The sequence below is a fragment of the Nonomuraea sp. NPDC052129 genome (genome assembly GCF_040680095.1).
Classification (GTDB): domain Bacteria; phylum Actinomycetota; class Actinomycetes; order Streptosporangiales; family Streptosporangiaceae; genus Nonomuraea.
Map to the genome: position 1 here is coordinate 23580 of NZ_JBFAVX010000008.1, position 19413 is coordinate 42992.

20 protein-coding genes are annotated in these 19413 nt (G+C 70.1%); 9 read left to right on the forward strand and 11 right to left on the reverse strand.

The genetic code is table 11. The annotated features are described in order from the left end of the window. Positions 1 to 11 precede the first annotated feature (11 nt). Both AB0L53_RS19840 and AB0L53_RS19845 read right to left on the reverse strand, forming a co-directional pair. Positions 12 to 2570 carry an FtsX-like permease family protein gene (locus AB0L53_RS19840; RefSeq protein WP_363995546.1) on the reverse strand — a complete coding sequence of 853 codons (2559 nt, stop codon included), beginning with the start codon at positions 2568 to 2570 and terminating at the stop codon, positions 12 to 14. Beyond that, the gene (locus tag AB0L53_RS19845) at positions 2567 to 3247 is read right to left on the reverse strand and encodes an ABC transporter ATP-binding protein (RefSeq protein WP_363995549.1); all 681 of its coding nucleotides are present in this window, start codon (positions 3245 to 3247) and stop codon (positions 2567 to 2569) included. Before AB0L53_RS19845 ends, AB0L53_RS19840 begins: the two co-directional genes overlap by 4 nt. 139 nt (positions 3248 to 3386) lie before the next feature. On the opposite strand from AB0L53_RS19845, the gene AB0L53_RS19850 reads away from it, so the two are divergent. Next, positions 3387 to 4619 carry a transposase gene (locus AB0L53_RS19850; RefSeq protein WP_363995552.1) on the forward strand — a complete coding sequence of 411 codons (1233 nt, stop codon included), beginning with the start codon at positions 3387 to 3389 and terminating at the stop codon, positions 4617 to 4619. On the opposite strand, the gene AB0L53_RS19855 is transcribed toward AB0L53_RS19850, so the two are convergent. Then, on the reverse strand, positions 4602 to 5129 hold the full coding sequence (locus AB0L53_RS19855) for a PadR family transcriptional regulator (protein ID WP_363995555.1): 528 nt from the start codon (positions 5127 to 5129) through the stop codon (positions 4602 to 4604). The genes AB0L53_RS19850 and AB0L53_RS19855 overlap by 18 nt on opposite strands. Positions 5130 to 5217: 88 nt before the next feature. On the opposite strand from AB0L53_RS19855, the gene AB0L53_RS19860 reads away from it, so the two are divergent. The 4 genes from AB0L53_RS19860 (at position 5218) to AB0L53_RS19875 (ending at position 8881) form a co-directional block, all read left to right on the forward strand. Further along, positions 5218 to 5766 carry a DUF1707 and FHA domain-containing protein gene (locus AB0L53_RS19860; protein WP_363995558.1) on the forward strand — a complete coding sequence of 183 codons (549 nt, stop codon included), beginning with the start codon at positions 5218 to 5220 and terminating at the stop codon, positions 5764 to 5766. A 143-nt stretch (positions 5767 to 5909) separates the two neighbouring features. Continuing rightward, the gene (dacB, locus tag AB0L53_RS19865) at positions 5910 to 7454 is read left to right on the forward strand and encodes a D-alanyl-D-alanine carboxypeptidase/D-alanyl-D-alanine-endopeptidase (RefSeq protein WP_363995561.1); all 1545 of its coding nucleotides are present in this window, start codon (positions 5910 to 5912) and stop codon (positions 7452 to 7454) included. A gap of 282 nt (positions 7455 to 7736) precedes the next feature. Then, entirely contained in the window at positions 7737 to 8516 is a 780-nt protein-coding gene (locus AB0L53_RS19870; RefSeq protein ID WP_363995564.1) for a CAP domain-containing protein, read from the forward strand. A gap of 194 nt (positions 8517 to 8710) precedes the next feature. Continuing rightward, a complete protein-coding gene (locus AB0L53_RS19875; protein ID WP_363995567.1) occupies positions 8711 to 8881 on the forward strand; it encodes a hypothetical protein in 171 nt (56 codons plus the stop codon). Between the two features lie 14 nt (positions 8882 to 8895). Here AB0L53_RS19875 and AB0L53_RS19880 read toward each other — a convergent pair whose 3' ends face one another. The 4 genes from AB0L53_RS19880 to AB0L53_RS19895 are packed head-to-tail and all read right to left on the reverse strand — an operon-like array spanning position 8896 to position 12219. Further along, positions 8896 to 9675, reverse strand: coding sequence for an ABC transporter permease subunit (locus AB0L53_RS19880; RefSeq protein ID WP_363995569.1), 780 nt, complete (start codon positions 9673 to 9675; stop codon positions 8896 to 8898). Then, a complete protein-coding gene (locus tag AB0L53_RS19885) occupies positions 9672 to 10430 on the reverse strand; it encodes an ABC transporter permease subunit (protein ID WP_363995572.1) in 759 nt (252 codons plus the stop codon). Before AB0L53_RS19885 ends, AB0L53_RS19880 begins: the two co-directional genes overlap by 4 nt. After that, the gene (locus AB0L53_RS19890) at positions 10427 to 11179 is read right to left on the reverse strand and encodes an ABC transporter ATP-binding protein (RefSeq protein WP_363995575.1); all 753 of its coding nucleotides are present in this window, start codon (positions 11177 to 11179) and stop codon (positions 10427 to 10429) included. The genes AB0L53_RS19885 and AB0L53_RS19890 overlap by 4 nt, the downstream gene beginning before the upstream one ends. Next, positions 11176 to 12219 (reverse strand): ABC transporter substrate-binding protein, encoded by a 1044-nt coding sequence (locus tag AB0L53_RS19895; RefSeq protein WP_363995578.1) that lies wholly within the window; start codon positions 12217 to 12219, stop codon positions 11176 to 11178. Before AB0L53_RS19895 ends, AB0L53_RS19890 begins: the two co-directional genes overlap by 4 nt. 218 nt (positions 12220 to 12437) lie before the next feature. Between AB0L53_RS19895 and AB0L53_RS19900 the strand changes: the two genes are divergently transcribed. Next, on the forward strand, positions 12438 to 13619 hold the full coding sequence (locus AB0L53_RS19900; protein ID WP_363995581.1) for an amidohydrolase family protein: 1182 nt from the start codon (positions 12438 to 12440) through the stop codon (positions 13617 to 13619). A gap of 35 nt (positions 13620 to 13654) precedes the next feature. On the opposite strand, the gene AB0L53_RS19905 is transcribed toward AB0L53_RS19900, so the two are convergent. Next, positions 13655 to 14803: a helix-turn-helix domain-containing protein gene (locus tag AB0L53_RS19905; protein ID WP_363995584.1), complete on the reverse strand. Its 1149-nt coding sequence runs from the start codon at positions 14801 to 14803 to the stop codon at positions 13655 to 13657. An 88-nt stretch (positions 14804 to 14891) separates the two neighbouring features. Here AB0L53_RS19905 and AB0L53_RS19910 point away from each other — a divergent pair, with 88 nt between their 5' ends. Both AB0L53_RS19910 and AB0L53_RS19915 read left to right on the forward strand, forming a co-directional pair. Beyond that, a complete protein-coding gene (locus AB0L53_RS19910; RefSeq protein WP_363995587.1) occupies positions 14892 to 15830 on the forward strand; it encodes an adenosine deaminase in 939 nt (312 codons plus the stop codon). Between the two features lie 131 nt (positions 15831 to 15961). Further along, complete coding sequence (locus AB0L53_RS19915; RefSeq protein ID WP_363995590.1) at positions 15962 to 16546, forward strand: class I SAM-dependent methyltransferase; 585 nt, start codon at positions 15962 to 15964, stop codon at positions 16544 to 16546. Positions 16547 to 16599: 53 nt separating this feature from the next. Here AB0L53_RS19915 and AB0L53_RS19920 read toward each other — a convergent pair whose 3' ends face one another. Beyond that, positions 16600 to 17157, reverse strand: a complete 558-nt coding sequence (locus tag AB0L53_RS19920; protein ID WP_363995593.1) for a peroxiredoxin-like family protein — start codon at positions 17155 to 17157, stop codon at positions 16600 to 16602. A 68-nt stretch (positions 17158 to 17225) separates the two neighbouring features. Between AB0L53_RS19920 and AB0L53_RS19925 the strand changes: the two genes are divergently transcribed. Further along, positions 17226 to 17849: a TetR/AcrR family transcriptional regulator C-terminal domain-containing protein gene (locus AB0L53_RS19925; RefSeq protein WP_363995596.1), complete on the forward strand. Its 624-nt coding sequence runs from the start codon at positions 17226 to 17228 to the stop codon at positions 17847 to 17849. Here the strand turns inward: AB0L53_RS19925 and AB0L53_RS19930 are convergent. Both AB0L53_RS19930 and AB0L53_RS19935 read right to left on the reverse strand, forming a co-directional pair. Further along, the gene (locus tag AB0L53_RS19930; RefSeq protein WP_363995599.1) at positions 17846 to 19021 is read right to left on the reverse strand and encodes a low temperature requirement protein A; all 1176 of its coding nucleotides are present in this window, start codon (positions 19019 to 19021) and stop codon (positions 17846 to 17848) included. The two genes, AB0L53_RS19925 and AB0L53_RS19930, sit on opposite strands and share 4 nt — an antisense overlap. Positions 19022 to 19146: 125 nt before the next feature. Further along, the gene (locus AB0L53_RS19935; RefSeq protein WP_358539403.1) at positions 19147 to 19359 is read right to left on the reverse strand and encodes a hypothetical protein; all 213 of its coding nucleotides are present in this window, start codon (positions 19357 to 19359) and stop codon (positions 19147 to 19149) included. Positions 19360 to 19413: the final 54 nt, after the last annotated feature.

The window sequence follows — 19413 nt, forward strand, 5'->3', positions numbered from 1 at the left end:
GCGGGTACGGCTTACGCCAGGCGGCGGGTCAGCTCCAGCCGCGTCCTGGCGAACGCCCAGGCCACCAGCGCCGCCAGCAGCGGCAGTCCCACCGCGAACGCGACGAGGAACAGCCAGGGGATGGAGATCGTCGTGGGCCCGGGAGTGAACCAACTCGCCCCCTGGACCCCGTTGTGGCGGCTCATCGGCCACGACAGCGCGATTCCGCCCACAACCCCGGCCACGACGCCGACCAGCGCGCCCAGCCCGGCTATGTAACCCGCCTGGCCGGCCACCACCAGCCGCCGGACGCGCGGCGGCGCGCCGACCGCCGACATGGTGTTCAGGTCGTGGCGCATGTCGGCCGCGGCGAGCCCGGTGGCCGCGAACGTACCGCCGAGCACCAGCACCATGGCGGCGCCCAGCAGGATCCAGAACACCTGCGAGAACGAGCCTTCCCTGGGGTTCTCGACGTAGAGGTCGGTCTCGTTCCCGACCACCGAGAGGTACTGTCTCAAGCGGTCCTGATTCGCCGGCTGGTGCATGGCGTACAGCCGCCGCTCCTTCACCTGCAGTCCGACGGCCCGCAGCACCGCCTGTGGAACGACCCCGCCACCGACCCGCGGATCGGCGGCGCTCGCCAGCACGGCGGGAACCTGCTTGCGGCCGATCTTGCCATTCTCCCCGTAGGACTTCAGGGTGGCCAGGCCGTCCTTGATCAGCACCGGATCGAACACCACGATCTTGCCCGCGGCCAGAGCCGCGGCGGCCTGCGGATCCTGACGTCCCTGGATGAACGCGAGCAATTGCGCGTCACCGACCGGAAGATCACCTCCGTAAGAGGAGTCCTCGCACCGCCCTCCGCAGCGCCGGTCGAGGTCGATCCACGCCTTACGGCCCTGTGAGTCCACCGGGCTCGAAGCCGGAAGCAGCTGGGTCTTCGGCAACTCGCGCTCGACCGCCGCCCGCAGCCTGGCCCAGCCGCTGTCGTCCAGCTTGACGGCTTCGATCTTGATGCTGCCCGTCGGGGCGTAGGGATGGTAGGCGGCGTCATAGGCCGCATCGGAGCTGGCGAGCCCGGTGCCGAACGCGACCGCCGCCGTGGTGGCCGCCATGACGGCGGCCGTCGCGGAGGCCGTACGGGACCGGTGGCGCGAGGCGTCGCGGACCGACAGGCGCAGCGGGAGCGGCAGCCGGGCGGCGAACCGGCTCGTCCGGCGCACCAGCCACGGCATCAACGCGACCAGCCCCAGCACGACCAGCCCCAAGGCCGCGACGAGCGGCAACTCCTGGCCACGCGTGCTCAGCCTGACCAGGGCCAGCCAGAGGAGGACCAGTCCGGCCACCACCAGCAGCAGACCGAGCACCGGACGACCCGCGCGGTCACGGAGTTCGCCTTCACGGCCCGCCAGCACCTGGGCAGGGCTCTGCCGCGCGGCCTGCACGGCGGGCACCAGGGCGGCGATCAGCCCGCTCACCACGCCCAGCGCGGCTACGCCCGCGACACTCGCCCACGGCACCTCGCGCGGGCCGAGCGAACCGATCAGCCGCTCGGCCAACGGCACCGCCGCCAAGGCGCCTCCGACGCCAAGGGCCGTCCCGGCCAGCGCCGCCGCGCCGCCGAGCACCAGCCCGTCGGCGAGCACGATGGTCCGCAGGTGCGCCCCCGAGCCGCCCTGCGCCGCGATCACGGCCAGTTCCCGCCGGCGGCGCCGCAGTCCCACGGCGAACGCGGGTCCGGCCAGCAGGACCGTCTCCATGACGATGAAGACGACGGCGAGCGCGATCGCGATCAGCTGGTCTCTGTCCGGGGCACCTTGGGGGACATCGGCGGGCGGATCCTCGATGACGGCTCTGGACTGGACCAGCAGCCCTTGGGCGTTCAGCGCCTCCACCCGCGACCAGCCGAACGGCGCGGCGGTGTCGGCGAGCCAGCCGGTGCCGTTGCCGTCGTTCTTGTCCGCCAGGAGCGCGCCTTGGAGTCCGACGAACTCCGATATACCCGGCCAGTTCGGAAACTCGATCACGCCGACCACACGCACCCGCTTGTTCGCCCGGATCACATTGACGGTGTCGCCGACCTTGACTCCCTGCTCTACGACCGCGGGTGTCACCACGACCTCGCCGGGAGCGGCCGGGAGCCTGCCCCCCATCAGGCGCCGCATCCCCCGCGTCATCGGGTCCCGCAGATCCACCTCACTGGCGTCCCCCACCTGGTAGCCGTCCTTGCCCACGAACACCACGGTGCCTTTGTCGTACGGGATGAGCCGGCCGTCGACCAGCGCGGCCACCCTCGCGGTCGTCCACGGCGGGGCCTCGGACGGGTTTCCCCGGCCAGTCCAGCCCCTGCCCGAGACGTCCTGCTCGATCCGGCTCTGCCCCGCCGACGAAGTGGCGATCCGCGCGTCCGCGCTGCCCAGCTCGGCGGTCAGTCCCTCCCGCATGTCCACGTGGAGCGTGGCGTACCCCGTGAGCACGCCGGTGATGAGCAGCACCGGCAGGCCGATCATCACCATGATCAGCGCCGTACGTCCCTTGAACCGCAGCGCGTCCCTGCGGGAGATCCGCAGCGCGGCGGCGAAGGCGCTCATCGGGCGCTCTCCAGAGGCACGGCCGTCGAGTCGGCGATCTCCCCGTCGCGCAGGAACACCACGCGGTCGGCCCATCCGGCGTAGCGGGGCTCGTGGGTGACCAGCAGCACCGCCGCGCCCTCGTCGCAGCGCTCGCGCAGCAGTCGCAGGATCTCGTCGCCGCTCGCCGTGTCGAGCGCCCCCGTGGGCTCGTCGGCCAGCACCAGACGCCGCTCGCCGACCAGCGCCCTGGCGATCGCCGCGCGCTGCCGCTGCCCGCCGGACAGCTCCCCGGGAAAGCGGTCGGCGACATGGTCCACCCCCACCGAGGCCAGTACGGCCAGCGCCTCCTCACGGGCCTGCCGGGAGCGGACGCCGTCGAGCTCCCTCGGCAGCATCACGTTCTCGGCGGCCGTGAGTGACGGGATCAGGTTCAGGTCCTGGAAGACGTACCCGACGCTGCCGCGCCGCAGCGCCGCCAGGTCCGTCACGCCGGCCAGGTCCGTGCCCTCGATCGTCACGCTGCCCGAGGTCGGCCGGTCGAGGCCGCCCGCTAAGTTGAGCAGGGTCGACTTGCCGGAGCCCGACGGGCCCATGACGGCGACCAGCTCGCCGCTGGAGACCTCGAGGCTCACCCCTTTGAGCGCGTGCACCTGGCCGTGCGCGCGCGTCACCTTGTCCAGTCTCATCACAGTCATCTGTATGGTGGCGCGGAAATCCGGTCCTTCAGGGCCGGGAGGAAGCGCCACCCCTCCTTTCGAAAACAGCATGGAAAAGCTCGGTCACGTTCGGTAATGTGTGCGGTGGGTGAGGGCGCTGTGACAGGAGGTGTGTCCGATGGCGATTCGCCGCTCGGCCACCAAGCGGCACGGTCTGCCCTCGATCGTGCAACTGCGGCTCGCGCCCGCCCCGGCCCAGGCCGAGGCGCTGGCGGCGGCGGTGCTGTTGTGTAATCAGGCGGCCACCGTCGTCTCCCGCCTGGCCTGGCAACACCGCACGTTCGCTGTGGTGGAGTTGCACCGGCTGGCCTATTACGAGGTGCGGGCGCAGGTGGCCGGGCTCGGCGCGCAAGCGGCCGTGCGGGCGATCGCCCGGGTCGCCGGCGCCTACGCCAACCGGCGCGCCGGCAAGAAACGCGCCCACATCTTCCGCCCGCACGGCGCCGTCCCCTACGACGCCCGGCTGATGAGCTTCAACCGTGACGCCCGGACCGTATCTTTGTGGACCCCCACCGGCCGCGTCACCGTCCCCTACACCGGCCGACCAGAAGACCTCAAAGCCATCGAGGCACTGCCGCTCGGCGAGGCCGACCTGATCTGCCGGCGCGGCGTGTGGCTGCTGCAGGTCGCTCTCACCCTGCCCAAGCCGGTGGTGCGTGAGCCGGTTCACGGCTTCGTGGGGGTGGATCAAGGAGTGGCGAACCTGGCAGTCACCTCCGACGGCGCGGTGCTGCCCGGCCCCGCCCTGCCGGGGCCGATCGGCGGCAACGGCCACGTCCGCACCCTGCGGCAGCGGCGGCACCGTCAACGCCGGCGGCTGCAGCAGAAGGGCACGCCTGCGGCGCGGCGGGTGCTGCGCCGCCTGTCCGGTCGTGAGCACCGGATGATGACCGACCTCAACCACCAAATCAGCACGTACGTGGTGCGCGAAGCCGAACGCACCGGCCGCGGCATCGCCCTGGAGGATCTGCAGGGCATCCGCGGCCGGGTAAGGGCTCATCGGCTCCAGCGACGCACCCTGCACACCTGGGCCTTCGCCCAGCAAATCGCGTTCACCCGCTACAAGGCCGCCCGAGCCGGGGTCGCCTTCCTGCTGGTCGACCCTGCGTATACGTCGCAGGAGTGTCCGGAGTGCGGGTGCGTGTCCAGGGCGAACCGGCCGGCACGGGGTCGCTTCGTCTGCACCCGGTGCGGCCTCGCTGGGCACGCCGACCACATCGCGGCCCGCAACATCGCCACACGCGGCGTCGCGGGCTGGGCTGTCATCAACCAGCCACACGCTACCGGCCTCCTTTCAGCCAGACGGGACCGCGAGAGCAAACCACGATCAGCTTCAGCCAGTGGTAGTTGATGTGTTCTTCTCCTTGAGTACGGCCTCGCAGTGGTCCAGCCAGCGCTGTTCCGCCTCGGCCTGAAAGATCAATGAATCGAGGACGAGCCGCTGCGCGAGCCCATCCGTGTTCGCCCGTTTCGCCTTGGTCAGCTCCTGCAGCGCCCGCATGGTGGCGGTGCGCTGGGCCAGGATCACCGCTGACACGTCGACGTCCCCGGCGGCGACGGCCATGGCGAGTTTGATGACCAGTTCGTCCCGAGGCCGGTCGGTCTGGTCGACGGGGGTGCTGAACCATCGCTCCAGTTCGGCCCGACCGGCCTCGGTGACCGTGTAGACGGCCCTCCCCTGTTCGTCGGCCCCTCCGGGCTCGACAAGGCCGTCACGTTCCATCCGGGCGAGCGTCGTGTAGACCTGGCCGATATTGAGCGGCCAGGTCGCCCCCGTCGACGCCTCGAATTCCACCCGGAGCTGGTAGCCGTAACGCGGCCCCCTGCTCAGCAACGCGAGCAGTCCGTGTCTGATCGACATGGATACTGAGTATGCATACTGAGTATGCTCAACGCAACTGATTCGCATATTCTGGACAGGGAACGCCGTTCAGGCCGATACTCGGGGCATGAGCTCGACGCATCCACCGTTCCGCGCGTCCGACGGGGAACGCGATCGCGCGATCGACGAGCTCCGCGACCGCGCCGTCGAAGGCCGGATCTCCCACGACACCTTCGTCGGCCGGGTGGATCAGGCCCTGCGGGCGCGCAACCGCCACGAGCTCGACGAGCTGGTCGCCGATCTGCCCCGCCGCCGGACGTTCCGCCAGCGGGTGACCGACGCGGTGTCGAACGTCTCCGACTTCACCACCCGCCTCCAGGCGGCCTGGCGCCGGCCGCGCCTGCCCAGGCTGGCCCTGCCCGACGACCACCGCGTGCGCTACGTGGTCGGTCGCGGGTCGGCCTGCGACCTAGTGCTGTCCGATCTGACGGTCTCGCGGGTGCACGCCGAGCTGCGGCGCGAGGACGACGGCGGATGGATGCTGGTCGACCTGGGCTCGCTCAACGGCACACGGCTGAACGGCTGGCGACTGGTGGGACCCGCCAAGATCAAATCGGGCGACGAGGTCTCTTTCGGCGACTGCGGCTTCATGGTGAGCGCCGGCCAGCTCTCCTGAGTACTTTCCTGGGTACGGGCTCGCCTTCGTAACGGCGTGCCCGCCGTACGACTGACCCAAGAAATACGGATATTTGCGGATTACAGGCTGCGTGCGCTGCCGCATGATCCCAGGCGAGACCCCCAGTCCTCATTGGAGACCCCATGCGGCGCACCTCAGCATCCCTCGTCGCGGGCGCGCTCGTCGCGGCCCTCGCGTGGGCATCCAGCCCCTCCTCCCCCGCCGTCGCGCTCGAACCCACGGCGGGCGTCGCGGACCTGACCCAGGACATCAACCAGATACTCGCCGACTCGCGGCTCACGGTCGGGCGGGCCGGCGTGGTCGTCAAGAGCGTGGCCAACGGCGACGAGCTGTACGCCACGGACGCCGGCAAGCTGATGATCCCGGCCTCCAACACCAAGCTGTTCACCTCCGCCGCCGCCGTCGACACGCTCGGCCTGGACTACCGCTTCCCCACCACCGTGCTGAGCGGCGGGCGCAAGCTCGGCTCCGTGCTGACCGGCGACCTGGTCCTGCGCGGCACCGGCGACCCGACGATGCTGGCCGAGGACTACGACGCGCTGGCCGCCAAGGTCGCCGCCGCGGGCGTCAAGCTGGTCGCGGGCAAGCTGGTCGCCGACGACACGTGGTTCGACTCCGTACGGCTCGGCAACGACTGGGCCTGGGACGACGAGACGGCCTACTACGCGGCGCAGATCTCCGCGCTGACCGCCTCCCCGGACCGGGACTACGACGCCGGTTCGGTGATCGTCTCCGTGGCGGCCGCCGGCAACGAGGTCAAGGTGTCGACGACGCCCGAGACCGACTACCTGAAGATCGTCAACAAGGCCACCGTGGGCACCACGACCGACGTGCTCATCGAACGGCAGCACTCCACGAACACCGTGGTCATCACCGGCACCGTGGCCGACCCGTACCAGGAGTGGGTGGCCGTGGACGACCCCACCCGCTATGTGGCGTCGCTGTTCCGCAAGTCGCTGGCCAAGCACGGCGTCCGCGTGGCGGGCCCGACCGTCACCGGCGCGGCCCCGGCCGGCGCGACCACGCTGGCCGAACACCAGTCGATGCCGCTGAGCGAGCTGCTGGTGCCCTTCCTCAAGCTGAGCAACAACATCCACGCCGAGATCCTGACCAAGGCGATGGGCCGCAAGGTCTCCGGCCAGGGCACCTGGGCGGCCGGGCTCAAGGTGAGCACCGACTTCGCCAAGGCCAACGGCGTGCAGGTGCTCAACATGCGGGACGGCTCCGGACTCTCGCGCCGCGACGGCTTCGCCCCGGGCTCGATCGTCCAGTTGCTCAGCGCCGTACGCGCCAAGCCGTGGTTCAAGACCTGGTACGACGCGCTGCCCATCGCGGGCAACGCCGACCGGTTCACCGGTGGCACGCTGCGCAGCCGGATGCGCAACACCGCCGCCGCCAACAACGTGCACGCCAAGACCGGGTCGCTGACCGGCGTCACGTCGCTGTCGGGCTACGTGAACAGCGCCGAGGGCGAGCCGCTGGTGTTCTCCATCATGCTCAACCAGTTCCTGTCGGGCTCGCCGAAGGACATCGAGGACAAGATCGCCATCCGACTCGCCCAGTTCTCGCGGACCGCGCCGGTGGACGCCGTGTCGCAGCTCCGCGCGGCGGATGACAGCGCGACCGGTGACCTCGAGTGCTCCTGGCTCAAGCCCGCCACGTGCTGACGCCTACCGCGTGCTGACGCCTTCCGGTCCGCTTGGGAGCTGACGGCTCCCACCCATCCGCTCCGAGTTCCACCCCTGGCCGTGCGGCATTTCGCCGCACGGCCCTATTTTTTTCGCACAAGACGCGCAGGTGACAGAGAAGGTTTACCGAGGTCGATGGGGCAATCGTTACGATTGGGTCACCTGGTACTCCAGATATAGCGGTGTTTTTCGGGACATGGCCGTTGCGGGCACACCAGAATGCGGGATCGACGCCGTATCTAGCAGCAGCGGAGGGACAGGATGCGCAGGCAACTCCAGGCACTCGTTTGCCTCGGAAGTCTGGCCGCACTGAGCATCCCCACGCCCGCCGCCCAGGCGGCGACCACGAAGGCTCCGTGCCGGGTCGTGGCCGCCAAGCCGTCCCTGTCCAAGGGCGTGATCGTCGGCTCGGCAAGCAGGATCGGCTGCGACACCAAGGCCACGCTCAGGGTCCGGATCGTCCGGGACGTGGCCGGTCGTCCCGACCGTACGCTGAAGAGCGGCGCCAAGCCCGTGCTGAACGGCCGGATCAGCGTCCGCGCCGGCTGCGCGGCTCCCGGGCGCTACTACGTCCTGGCCATGGACTATCAGGGCAAGCCGAGCCGGTCACGGCCGGTGGCCCTGTCCTGCGGGACCCGGACGCCGGCGAAGACCGGCACCGCCTCGGCCGCCGAGGACCAGGTCGTCAGCCTCACCAACCAGGCGCGGGCCAAGAAGGGCTGCCGCCCGCTCACCCACGATCCCAAGCTCCACGCGGCGGCCGAGCGGCACTCCGCCGACATGGCCGCGCGCGACTACTTCGACCACGACTCCAAGGACGGCCGGACTCCGGGTGACCGCATATCGACGGCCGGCTTCGCGCCGGTCAGCACCTGGGGCGAGAACATCGCCATGGGCCAGCCGACGGCCGCCGCGGTCGTACGAGCCTGGCTCGACAGCCCCGGACACCGGGCCAACATCATGAACTGCTCCTTCACCCATATCGGCGTCGGCCAGTCCACGAAGGGCCCCTACTGGACCCAGGACTTCGCCGCCCACTAGACCACAGAACCCCACCCAGCCAGGGAGCGTCGGGCCTCCACCAGGCGCGCCACCGCGCCGGTTCCCACCGCAACGCCACGGCGCTCCCATCCGGCGGGCCCGGTCGCGCCTCCCCCCGCACAGCGGACCGCGACCGGGCCCGCACCCTTTTCCGGGAATGACCCTGTACGGGGCAACCGAACTGTGGGGATCTCATGCATTGGCACGCGTACACGTGGATGGGCAGCGGCGAGGAGCGGGAAAGGGAGGACGAGCGGCGTCCGGGTTCGCCCGACTTCGCCGGTTCACTCCTTCCGCCGATGCGCACCGGCGACTGGCTGGCCCGACCGGCCTCCCGGATCCGCGCCAGCTTCCGCCGCCCCTGACTCGCGGGCGCGGGTCAGGGGCGGTTGTCCGAGAAGCGGGCCAGGACCAGGGACTCGACGACGCCCACGACCGCGTACGCCAGGATCGACACGGCGGTGACCACCACGATGTCCGCCCACACCTCGTCATACCGGAACCCGCCGATGGCCCGCAGGATCCCGGCGCCGATCCCCTGCCCGGTCGCCAGCCATTCGGCGATGAGCGCGCCGATGATCGAGGCGGGCACGGAGATCCGCATGGAGGCGAACACCGAGGGCATCGCCGTCGGCACGGCCACCTTGCGCAGCACGGTCAGCCGCCCGCCCCCGTACGCCATGATCAGGTCGGTGGCCTGCGGTGAGGCGGAGCGCAGCCCGAAGGCGACGTTGACCAGGGCGGGGAAGAACACCACGATGCCGCCGATGACCGCGACGCCGAGGAGCTCGCGGCCGAAGACGAGCGTGATCAGCGGCGTCATCACCACGAGCGGCACCGAGCGCAGCAGCATCGCGACCGGCATGAACGTCTGCTCGACGGTCCTGAACAGCACGAACGCCATCGCCACGACCACCGCCGCGACCATCCCGCTGACGAAGCCGATGGCCGCGTCCCTGATCGTGATGCCCAGGGCGGCGAAGACCGCGTCGCGATGGGCCGGGGACGAGCCGAACAGGTACTCCCAGACCTGCGGGGGCCGCTTGCCCACCAGCGGGCTGATGCCGAACGCCTCCAGGGACAGCCACCAGAGGGCCACCACGATGACCACGGAGGGCAGCAGCGGGCCGACGACGCGCGACACGATGCGGCCGATCATGAGGAGGACCTCGCTCTGCCGTACGACCAGGGTGTCACCACGCGGGCGACCAGCGCGACGATCGCGTAGCCGAGGCCCGCGACCAGGCCGGCCACGAGCGCCAGCCCCCACGTGCGCGGGACCTGGAACTGCTGCTGGGAGATCATCAGGGAGACGCCGAGGCCCTGGTCGTTGCTGCCGAGGTATTCGCCGATGATCGCGCCCAGCAGTGCGCCGGGGGCCGAGATCTTCAGCCCGGCGAACGTGCTCGGCAGCGCCGCGATGACCTGGACGTGCCGCAGTTTGGCCAGGCGGCCGCCGCCGTACACCGCGATGAGGTCGAGGCTGGTCCGGTCGGCGGAGCGCAGCCCGAGCAGCGCGCCGATGAGCGTGGTGAAGAAGACGGAGACGGCGGCCAGGAACACCACGGCGGCCTCACCGCCGAAGACGACCAGGACGATCGGGCCGATGGCCAGCAGCGGGATGCAGTAGCTGATCACCGCGAGCTGGGTCGCCACGGCCTCCAGGCGCGGGACGAGCAGGACGACCAGCGCCACCCCGATGGCCAGGCCGTTGCCCCAGAGGAAGCCCTGGAGCGCGGCGCTGACGGTGGCGGTCGTGTTGGGGCCGTAGAAGCCCCAGCCGTCGTGGCCCATCCCGGCCAGGACCGCCCACGGCGTCGGGACCGCGCCGCCGTCCGCGAAGACCGTCACGGCGAGCAGCCACCACAGGGCGATCAGGGCGACGACGCCGAGCAGGCCGTGGATCCGCTTCACGAGCCGTGCCCGAACAGCAGGTCGCTGAGGTGGTCGTGGATGGCATGGAACTCCGGTGTACGCATCATCTCGGGCACCCGGGGGCGCGGCAGGTCGATCGGGACCATCTCTTCGATGCGGCCAGGACGCGGGCTCATGACGGCCACCACGTCCGACAGGAAGATCGCCTCGCCGATGCCGTGGGTGACCATCAGCGTGGTGGCGGGCTTCTCGGTCCAGATGCGCAGAAGTTCCAGGTTGAGCCGCTGGCGGGTCATGTCGTCCAGCGCGCCGAACGGCTCGTCGAGCAGCAGCACGCTGGGCTTGACCACCAGCGCGCGGGCGATCGACACGCGCTGCCGCATGCCGCCCGACAGCTCGGCGGGCCGCGCCTTCTCGAAGCCCTGCAGGCCGACCAGCTTGATCAGGTCGTCGATCACGCCGGGCTCCGGCTTGATCCCGGCGACCTCCAGCGGCAGCCGGATGTTGGCCGCGACGCTGCGCCAGGCCAGCAGCGCCGAGTCCTGGAAGGCGATGCCGAGGTGGTGGCTCCTGCGGAGCTCCTCGGGGGTCTCGCCGTTCACCCGGATCTCGCCGGTGGTGGGCTTTTCGAGCCCGGCCAGGATGCGCAGCACGGTCGACTTGCCGCAGCCCGAGGGGCCGAGCAGGGATAGGAAGGAGCCCTTCGGCGTCTCCAGGTCGACGTGCTCGACCGCGGTCAGCCCGCTGCCGAACGTCTTGCTCAGCCCCGTGATGCCGATGCCGGTCATGAGAGCTTGAGGCTCGCGTCGGCCTTGTAGATCTCGTCCAGGATCGACAGGTCGAAGAGGTTCTCGGCCTTGACGGTCAGCCCGGCCTTGGCGAGGGAGGCGATGTTCTGCTCGATCAGCTCGGAGGTCATCGTGAACAGGCCGTTGGCCTTGGCGTCGGGGGTGACGACGAGTTCGTTCTGCATCTTGGCCTCCTCGGTCTGCTCGGCGACGTCGAGGTTCTGATCCTTGCCGTACGTCTTCGCGGCCAGCTCGGCCGCCTTGGCCGGGTCCGCGACGGCGTCCCTCCAGCCCTTGATCTCCGCCGTGAGGAACGCCTTGAGCTTGTCGCGTTCCTTGTCGATCGTCTCCTGCGTCACCGTGAACGTCTCGGCGACCAGCGGCAGGCCGTGGTCGGCGAACAGCATGTGCGCCGCGTCCACGCCCTGCATCTTCAGCCGCACCGGGCCGCTGGTGACGAAGCCGACATAGCCATCGAGCTGGCCGGAGGTCAGCATCGACGGGTCGGACTGGAACGGCACCCGCGTCACGCTCGACGGGTCGATGCCGTTGGACTTGAGCAGCGCGTTCCAGACCAGCTCGTTGGAGTCCTGGACGCCGATCTTCTTACCGGCCAGGTCCTTGGGGTCCTTGATCGGGTTCTTGCCGAGGGAGACGATGGCGAAGGGGTTCTTCTGGAAGGTCGCGCCCACGATCTTGAGCGGCGCGCCCTGGAGCACGGCGGGCGCGGTGATCGTCGGCGTCGACAGGCCGATCCAGCAGCGGCCGGTGGTCAGGCCCGACTCGACCGAGGTTCCGGAGCCGCCGCCCGACAGCAGCTCCACCTGCGAGAACCCGGCGGCCTTGTAGTAGCCCTTGCTGTCGGCGAAGTACTCGCCGGCGAACTCGACGTTCTTCTTCCAGGAGAGCTGGATCTTGACCGCGCCGAACCCGCTTCCGCCCGCGCCGGACGTCCCGCTGTCGCCACAGGCGGCCAGGCCGAGCGCCAGTCCGGCCATTCCCGTCGTCCGCAGGAACGCGCGACGGTCGAGGGTAGCCATAATTCTCCTTGGAAGAGCCGTGAACCTGCAGGTCAGGAAGCTATACACTGATTATTACCATCGTGTGACGAAAAATCGGACATCGCATGGGGTGCAGGGCCCGGATGTGGAAAAGCCCAGCACCGGCGCTTCAGACCCTGTAGGTCCCTACGAGAGCGCTCGGCGAGGTCCGTAGATCCCTCCAGCGAGAGAAGGCGTCCGGTAGCGTTTTGGCTGACATGAAACTGGACGGAATCCCCCTTTGGGACGGCACCGAATTCCGCGGCCCGGTCGAGCTGAGCTGGGAACCGGACCGGATCGGCGAGGTGCGGCCCGCCACGCAGCGGTATGACGAGCTGTGCGTGCTGCCCGGCCTGGTCGACACGCACGTGCACCTGATCGGCTACGCCGGTTCGGGCCCGATGCCCGACTTCGCCACCTGGCCGCTCGTCACGACCCGCGACGAGCAGGTGCTGCACGGCGTCGCCCACGCCCAGCGGGCCATGCGCCACGGCGTGACGACCCTGCGCGACCTGGCCGGGGACGAGGCACAGATCGCACTGCGCCGCGCCTTCGACGCGGGCGTGCTGCCCGGCCCGCGCGTCCAGGTCCACGGCGTGGTCGGCATGACCGCCGGGCACAACGACCTGTTCGTGCCGCCGGCGATCCCGCAGCGCAAGCCCACCGCCGACGGGCCCGACGAGTGCCGCAAGCTGGTACGCACCTGGGCCCGCGCCGGGATGGACGGCATCAAGCTCACCACCAGCGGCGGCGTGCTGTCGATCGGCGACAAGAACGGCTGGCGCAACTACACGCGCGAGGAGATCAGGGCCGTCGTCGACGAGGCGCACGCGCTCGGCATGCTGGTGGCCTCCCACGCCCACTCCGAGGAGGGCATCCGCGTCGCCGTCGAGGAGCGCGTCGACTCGATCGAGCACGGCACGCTGCTGAGCGCGGATCTCGCCGAGGTGCTCGCGGCCCGCCGCACGCCCGTCGCGCCGACCCTGCTGATCAACGAGGCCATCGCCGAAGGCCGGGTCCCGGTCACCGCGGAGTCGATGGCCAAGGCCGCCGAGCTCGTGGCCACGCGCAACGTGCTGCTCGCCGAGGCGGCGCGGCTGGGTGTCCGCTTCGTCCTGGGTACCGATGCCAACGGGCACCACGTCCAGTTCGGCGACCAGCTCGCCGAGGTGGTCCACATGACCGAGATCCTGGGCATGTCCGCCTCGGAGGCGCTGCGCGCGGCCACCTCGGACGCCGCCGACTCGATCGGCGTGCCGGTGGGCCGGATCCAGCCCGGACTCGGGGCGGACTTCATCGTGCTGCGCGGGCGCCCGTGGGAGCGGATCGCGGACCTGGCCGTGGAGAACATCGTCGCCGTGGTCTCACGAGGACGTCTCGTCGCGGGCGAGCTGCCCTGACCCTTCGGACGACGGAGCTGACCCTTCGGTCGACGCTACCCCGGCCCCTCCCCTTCGGACGGCTGAGCTGACCTGAGGGCCAGATAGAGGTCCGTACGGTCGCGCATCGACGACATCCGCCGCCCGGTCAGCTCCTCGATCCGCTGCATGCGGTAGCGCAACGTGTTGACGTGCACATACAGCTCGTCGGCCGTCCGCTGCCAGGAGCCGCACGTCTCCAGGAAGACGCCGAGCGTGCGCAGCAGCTCGGAGCCGTGCCGCGCGTCGTACTCGATGATCGGTCCGAGCAGGTGCTCCCTGAACGAGCGCCGCACGCTCACGGGCAGCTGGGCCAGCAGGAGTTCGTGGCTGTCCACGTCGGCGACCGACATGACCGACACCGGCCCCTCGCCGTAGCGGGCCGACTCCATGCCCCGCCGCGCGGACTCCAGCGCCTCGCCGAGCTGCGACACACTGGCGGTCGCATCGCTGATCCCGACCGCCACCCGCATCCCCGGCCGGTTGGCCACCAGCGCGCGCAACTCGTCGGTCAGCGCCTGGCGCGACACCTTACCGTTGACCAGCACGATCCCCTCGTCGGACCGTCCGCCGACGACCAGCTGCCGCCCTCTCCTGGCCAGCGCGTACATGATCGCGGGCACGTCGTCGTCGTCCGACCCGCCCGTCCTGGCCACCACCATGGCCGTGGTCGGCAGCCCCGGATCGGCCCCGAGCAGCCGCAGGTGGGCCGACACCTCACCGGGCGCGATCCGCTGCGTGCCCAAGAGGTCGAGCAGCGTCTGCGCCCGAGCCCGCTCGTCCCGGCGCCGCTCGGCCGCGAACGCCTCCTCGATCACCACCTCGGTGATCGCGCCGAACGACTGATCGGGCGCGGCCAGGAGCAGCGGCAACCGCCGGCGTTCGCACGCCTTGACCAGTGCTTCCGGCAGCTCCCCCAGCACGACAAGCCCGACGATCAACCCGGCGGCGTCGCTCGTCCACAGCGCGTCGGCGAACGTCTCGCAGTCGGACGGCTGGGTGTACCAGACCCCGCTGGTCAGGACGAGGTCGCCGGGGCGCAGGTAGCGTCGCGGGTCGGGCAGATCCGTCGGATAGGCTCGCCCCACCTCCCTGCCGAGCCCGTCATGTCCGGTCACCGGCACGAGACTCAGGTCTTCGCGCGCCACCAGATCCGCCAGCCTCATGAATGTGATGTTATGCCAGGTCATCGGGCGAGAGTTCGGAGGTTCGCACGATACCGTGGCCGGCGTCTTGTCAGGTTTACTCGATCACATGCGTCCCAAAGCCGAACTCCATCTGCACATCGAAGGCACCCTCGAACCCGAGCTCGTCGTCGAGCTGGCCAGGCGCAACGGGATCGACCTGCCGACCTTCGACGCGGAGGCCATCAGGGCGCGCTACGACTTCGCCGATCTCCAGTCGTTCCTGGACATCTACTACGAGAACATGGCGGTCCTCCGCACCGATCGGGACTTCTACGACCTCGCCACCGCCTACCTGGGGCGGGCCCAGGCACAGGGCGTACGGCATGCCGAGATCTTCTTCGACCCGCAGGCGCATCTGAGCAGGGGCGTGTCACTGGAGGCGGTGTTCGGCGGGCTGTCGGCCGCCCTCAAGGACAGCGACGTCTCAGCGGCCCTGATCATGTGCTTCCTGCGTGACCGGGGGGCCGAGGAGGCCGAGCAGGTGCTGCGGGCCGCGCTGCCGTACCGGGACCACTTCATCGGCGTCGGGCTGGACTCGGCGGAGGTCGGTCATCCGCCGGCGCTGTTCCGCCGGGTGTTCGACATGGCGGCCGCGGAGGGCCTGCGCCGGGTCGCGCACGCCGGCGAGGAGGGCGGCCCCGACTACGTGTGGGAGGCCCTGGACGTGCTCAAGGTGGAGCGGGTGGACCACGGCATCCGCGCCATGGAGGACCCCTCGCTGGTCGCCCGCCTGCGGGAGGAGCGGATCCCGCTGACGGTGTGCCCGCTGTCGAACGTCCGGCTGCGCACGGTACCGTCGCTGCGGGACCACATCCTGCCCGCGATGCTGGACGAGGGCCTAATGGTGACGGTCAACTCCGATGATCCGGCGTACTTCGGCGGGTATGTCGAGGACAACTACCGGGCGCTGCGCGACGAGCTGGGCATGACGGAGACGCAGCTGGATGAGATCGCCCGCAACTCCTTCGCGGCGTCGTTCGTCGAGGTTCCGTCAGCCGGCCAATAAGGCGAACTGCGCATCCGCAAGGGCCTCGCCTCGCTGGACGAGCTGATGTGATCGGGGACCCGAAACCGCGGGGCGGATGACGGCGCCGGATGAGCTGACTCTAGGTTCGGTAGGAGAAGGAAGGTGAGCAGGTGAACACATCCTTGGCCGACTACCTCGACAGCCTCTACCAGCTGGGCCGCGACCACGACGCGCCCCTGGCCGACCGGCTGCTGCGGCTGCGCAACATGACCCCGGGCGCGGCGGGTCTCGTCGCGCTGCTGATCCGCGTCCAGGGGAGCCGGCGGGTGCTGGAGATCGGTACGTCCAACGGCTATTCGGCCATCTGGTTCGGCGACGCCGTACGGGACACCGGCGGCCACCTGGAGACCGTGGAAATCGACGCCTCACGGGTCGCCCAAGCTCGGGCCAACATCGCGGCGGCCGAAGTGGCCGACCAGGTGACCGTGATCCATGCCGATGGCGGGGAGGTGCTGGCGGCCAGCCCGGACGGGTCGGTCGACCTGGTGGTGCTCGACGCGGAACGGCCCGCGTACGTGGGTTACTGGCCGCAGTTGCAGCGGGTGCTCACCCCTCGGGGTGTGATCGCCGTGGACAACGCGCTCAGCCATCAGGAACAGGTGGCGGCCTTTCGCGACCTGGTGACGGCGGACGGGCGGTTCGCCGTACAGCTGCACGAGGTCGGCGACGGGGTGCTCACGGTGGTGGGGCTGTAGCAAGCCGTGGCGCCTTGACCGAGCTACTGCTGGACGGGGGCGCCTTGACCAGGCTATTTCTGGACGGGTTTCGGCGCGTGGGACGCCAGGTCGAGGACCTCGTCGACCGACCACTGGTCGTAGGCGTGCTCGCCGTACTTGGCGGCGAGCACCCGGCCGTCCCGCCCGATCAGGAAGTCGGCGGGCAGGCCCAACCGGCCGCCGTGCGGCTTGGTCGCCGGGCCGCGTTCGCGACCCCGCAGGACCCGCCACGTGGTCACGGCGACCACGCGGAGGATCGTCCCCCACACGCGCGGGTCGAGCAGCGAGCGGGCCGCCGACTCCACACCGAACTCGACGTACAGCAGCTTGTCCGGGTCGGCGATCACCGGGAACGGCAGGCCGGGCGTGTGCTCGGCCAGCTCTTCTGCCGGTGAGTGGAAGACCACGACCTCGCGGACGCCCGCCGCCTCGATCTCGTCATACCTGCGCACGATGGAGCGCAGGTGCAGGTTGCAGACCGGGCACCCGGCGAACCGCCGGAACTGCAGGTGGACCAGCCGCTCCGGGTCAGGGATGGCGACGGCCTCACCGGACACCGCGCTCAGCTCTCTGGCATCGACGACACGCATGTGAACCCCCTTTAGGCGTACGGCATACGCTTACGATGATAGGCGTATGCCGTACGCTGTCAACTGTCATGCCGCGACCCCGTTCACTCACTCCCGACCAGCTGGCCACGGCCGCCCTCGCCGTCATCGACCGCGACGGACTCCCCGGGCTGTCGATGCGCGCGGTCGCGCAGGAGATCGGCATGAGCACCATGGGCCTCTACCGCTACGTCGACGACCGCGGCGAGCTCGAACAACTCGTCATCGACCGCGTCCTCGACACCGTCGACACCATGCCGCCCGACAAGGACCGGACCTGGTACGAGCGGATCGAGGTCATGGTCGAGCGACTGCGCGACGTGGTGAGCTCCCACCCGTGGCTCGTGCCGCTGATCATCGCCCATCGGCACCGGTCGGTGGCCATACTGCGCTGGTCAGAGCCCTTGGCCGCCATCCTTGCCGAGGCCGGGCTGGACGGGCGCGAGCGGGTGATCGCGCTGCGCTCCCTGCTCGCGTACGTGGTGGGGGCGATCCAGCTCGAACAGCTCGGACCGCTGGCCGGAGCGGGCACCCAGGTCATCGCGGACCGGGCCGAGCTCCCCTACCTGTCCGAGACCGCCAGGCACGCCCACGACGTCACCACGGACGAGGAGTTCCGGGGCGGGCTCGCCCTCCTGCTGCGCGGCCTGGGCGGGGGCACGCACATGCGCTAGGGGAGCGGCCTGCGCCCCTCGCGCGCGAGTGTCGTCACGAGCAGGAGTACGAGCACCGCGGCGATGACGGTGAGTCCCGCGGCCACCCCCACGCTGGGCGCCGCGAACACGGTGAGCACCACGAGCACCGCCGCCACACCAATCGCCTCCGGCCGCACGACGGTCCTGCTCACCAAGGGGGCATGCAGCGCCCACAGCAGGACGAGCATGACGACGACCGGAATGGCGACCGAGGCCACCACGGCCCGCGCATCCGCCGCGATGTGATGCTCCCCCTCCCCTGCCGACGCCACCGCGACCTCGAGCCCGGCACCGAGCGCGGCCAGCGCCGCGAAGATCAAATAATGCCCGTATCCCCAGACGAAGGACTGTTCCCGTCGCTCTTCAAGTCCGTCGCCGGCGGGCTCGGAGAAGTAGATCCACCACAGTGCGAAAAGGATGACCAGGCCGGTCATCGCGATGACGACGAGATCGACGCTCAGCCCGTGGGCGACCGCGCCCTGCACCGCGTTCGTCGCCGCGAGCACGCTCTCGCCGAGCAGGATGATCGTGAACAGCCCGTAGCGCTCGGCGATGTGGTGCGGGTGCCAGCTCGTCGAGCCCGTACGCTCCGCGATCGGCGGCACCGCGAGGTCAAGGACCGCGCACACGATGAACAACCAGACCGGCCCGCCCCCCGGCAGCGCGAGCTTGGACACCCAGAGCACCTGAACGAACGAGATGCCGATCGCGTAGCGCAGCGCCGTCGCCCGTCCCTCGGGGTGGGCGACCGCCGCGCGCAGCCACAGGCTCACGAGCCCGACGCGCATGACGAGGTAGCCGATCGTCACGACGGTGAAGTCACCCTCGAACGCCGTGGGCACCCCGGCGGCGAGCACCAGCACGCCGGCCATCTGCAGGAGCGTCATGACGCGGTACGGGACGTCGTCGGTGTCGTACGCGGAGGCGAACCAGGTGAAGTTCATCCACGCCCACCAGATGGCGAAGAAGACCATCAGGAAGGGCCCGACCGCTTCGAGGCCGTGCCCCTGCTCGGTGGCGTGGGCGAGCCGGCCCACGATCTGGGACGCGGCGGCGACGAAGGTGAGATCGAAGAGCAGCTCGAGCGGGCTCGAGACACGATGCGGCTCTGTCAGATCGCGAGCGGCCATGCGGGTCCGGAGCGGCGACATGTGCCTACCCTATTGACCTGCGCCTGCCTCGCTGACAGGCGCCTGCCTCGCCGACCGGCGCCTGCCTTGCCAACCGGCGGCGAACGAGTGCCGGTCCCCGGCGAGCAGGGGACCGGCACTCGGGCCTACTTGAGCCAGAGGACCCAGGCGCCGGGTATCTCGGTGCACTTGTACGCGTTGAAGTTCTCACGCACATACTGCTGGCCTGCGTCGACACACTTCTTCTTAGTGGGGAACTGCCCGTAGGACACCCAGTCGGCCGCTTGTGCGGGCAAGCCGAGTCCGACGACCGCCAGGACGGCGATTCCCGCGCCCGCTATTGCAGTCCGTACACGCATTCTTGACTCCCTTTCACCACTGGGGCAATGCACGAAGATCATCCCAGGGGCGAA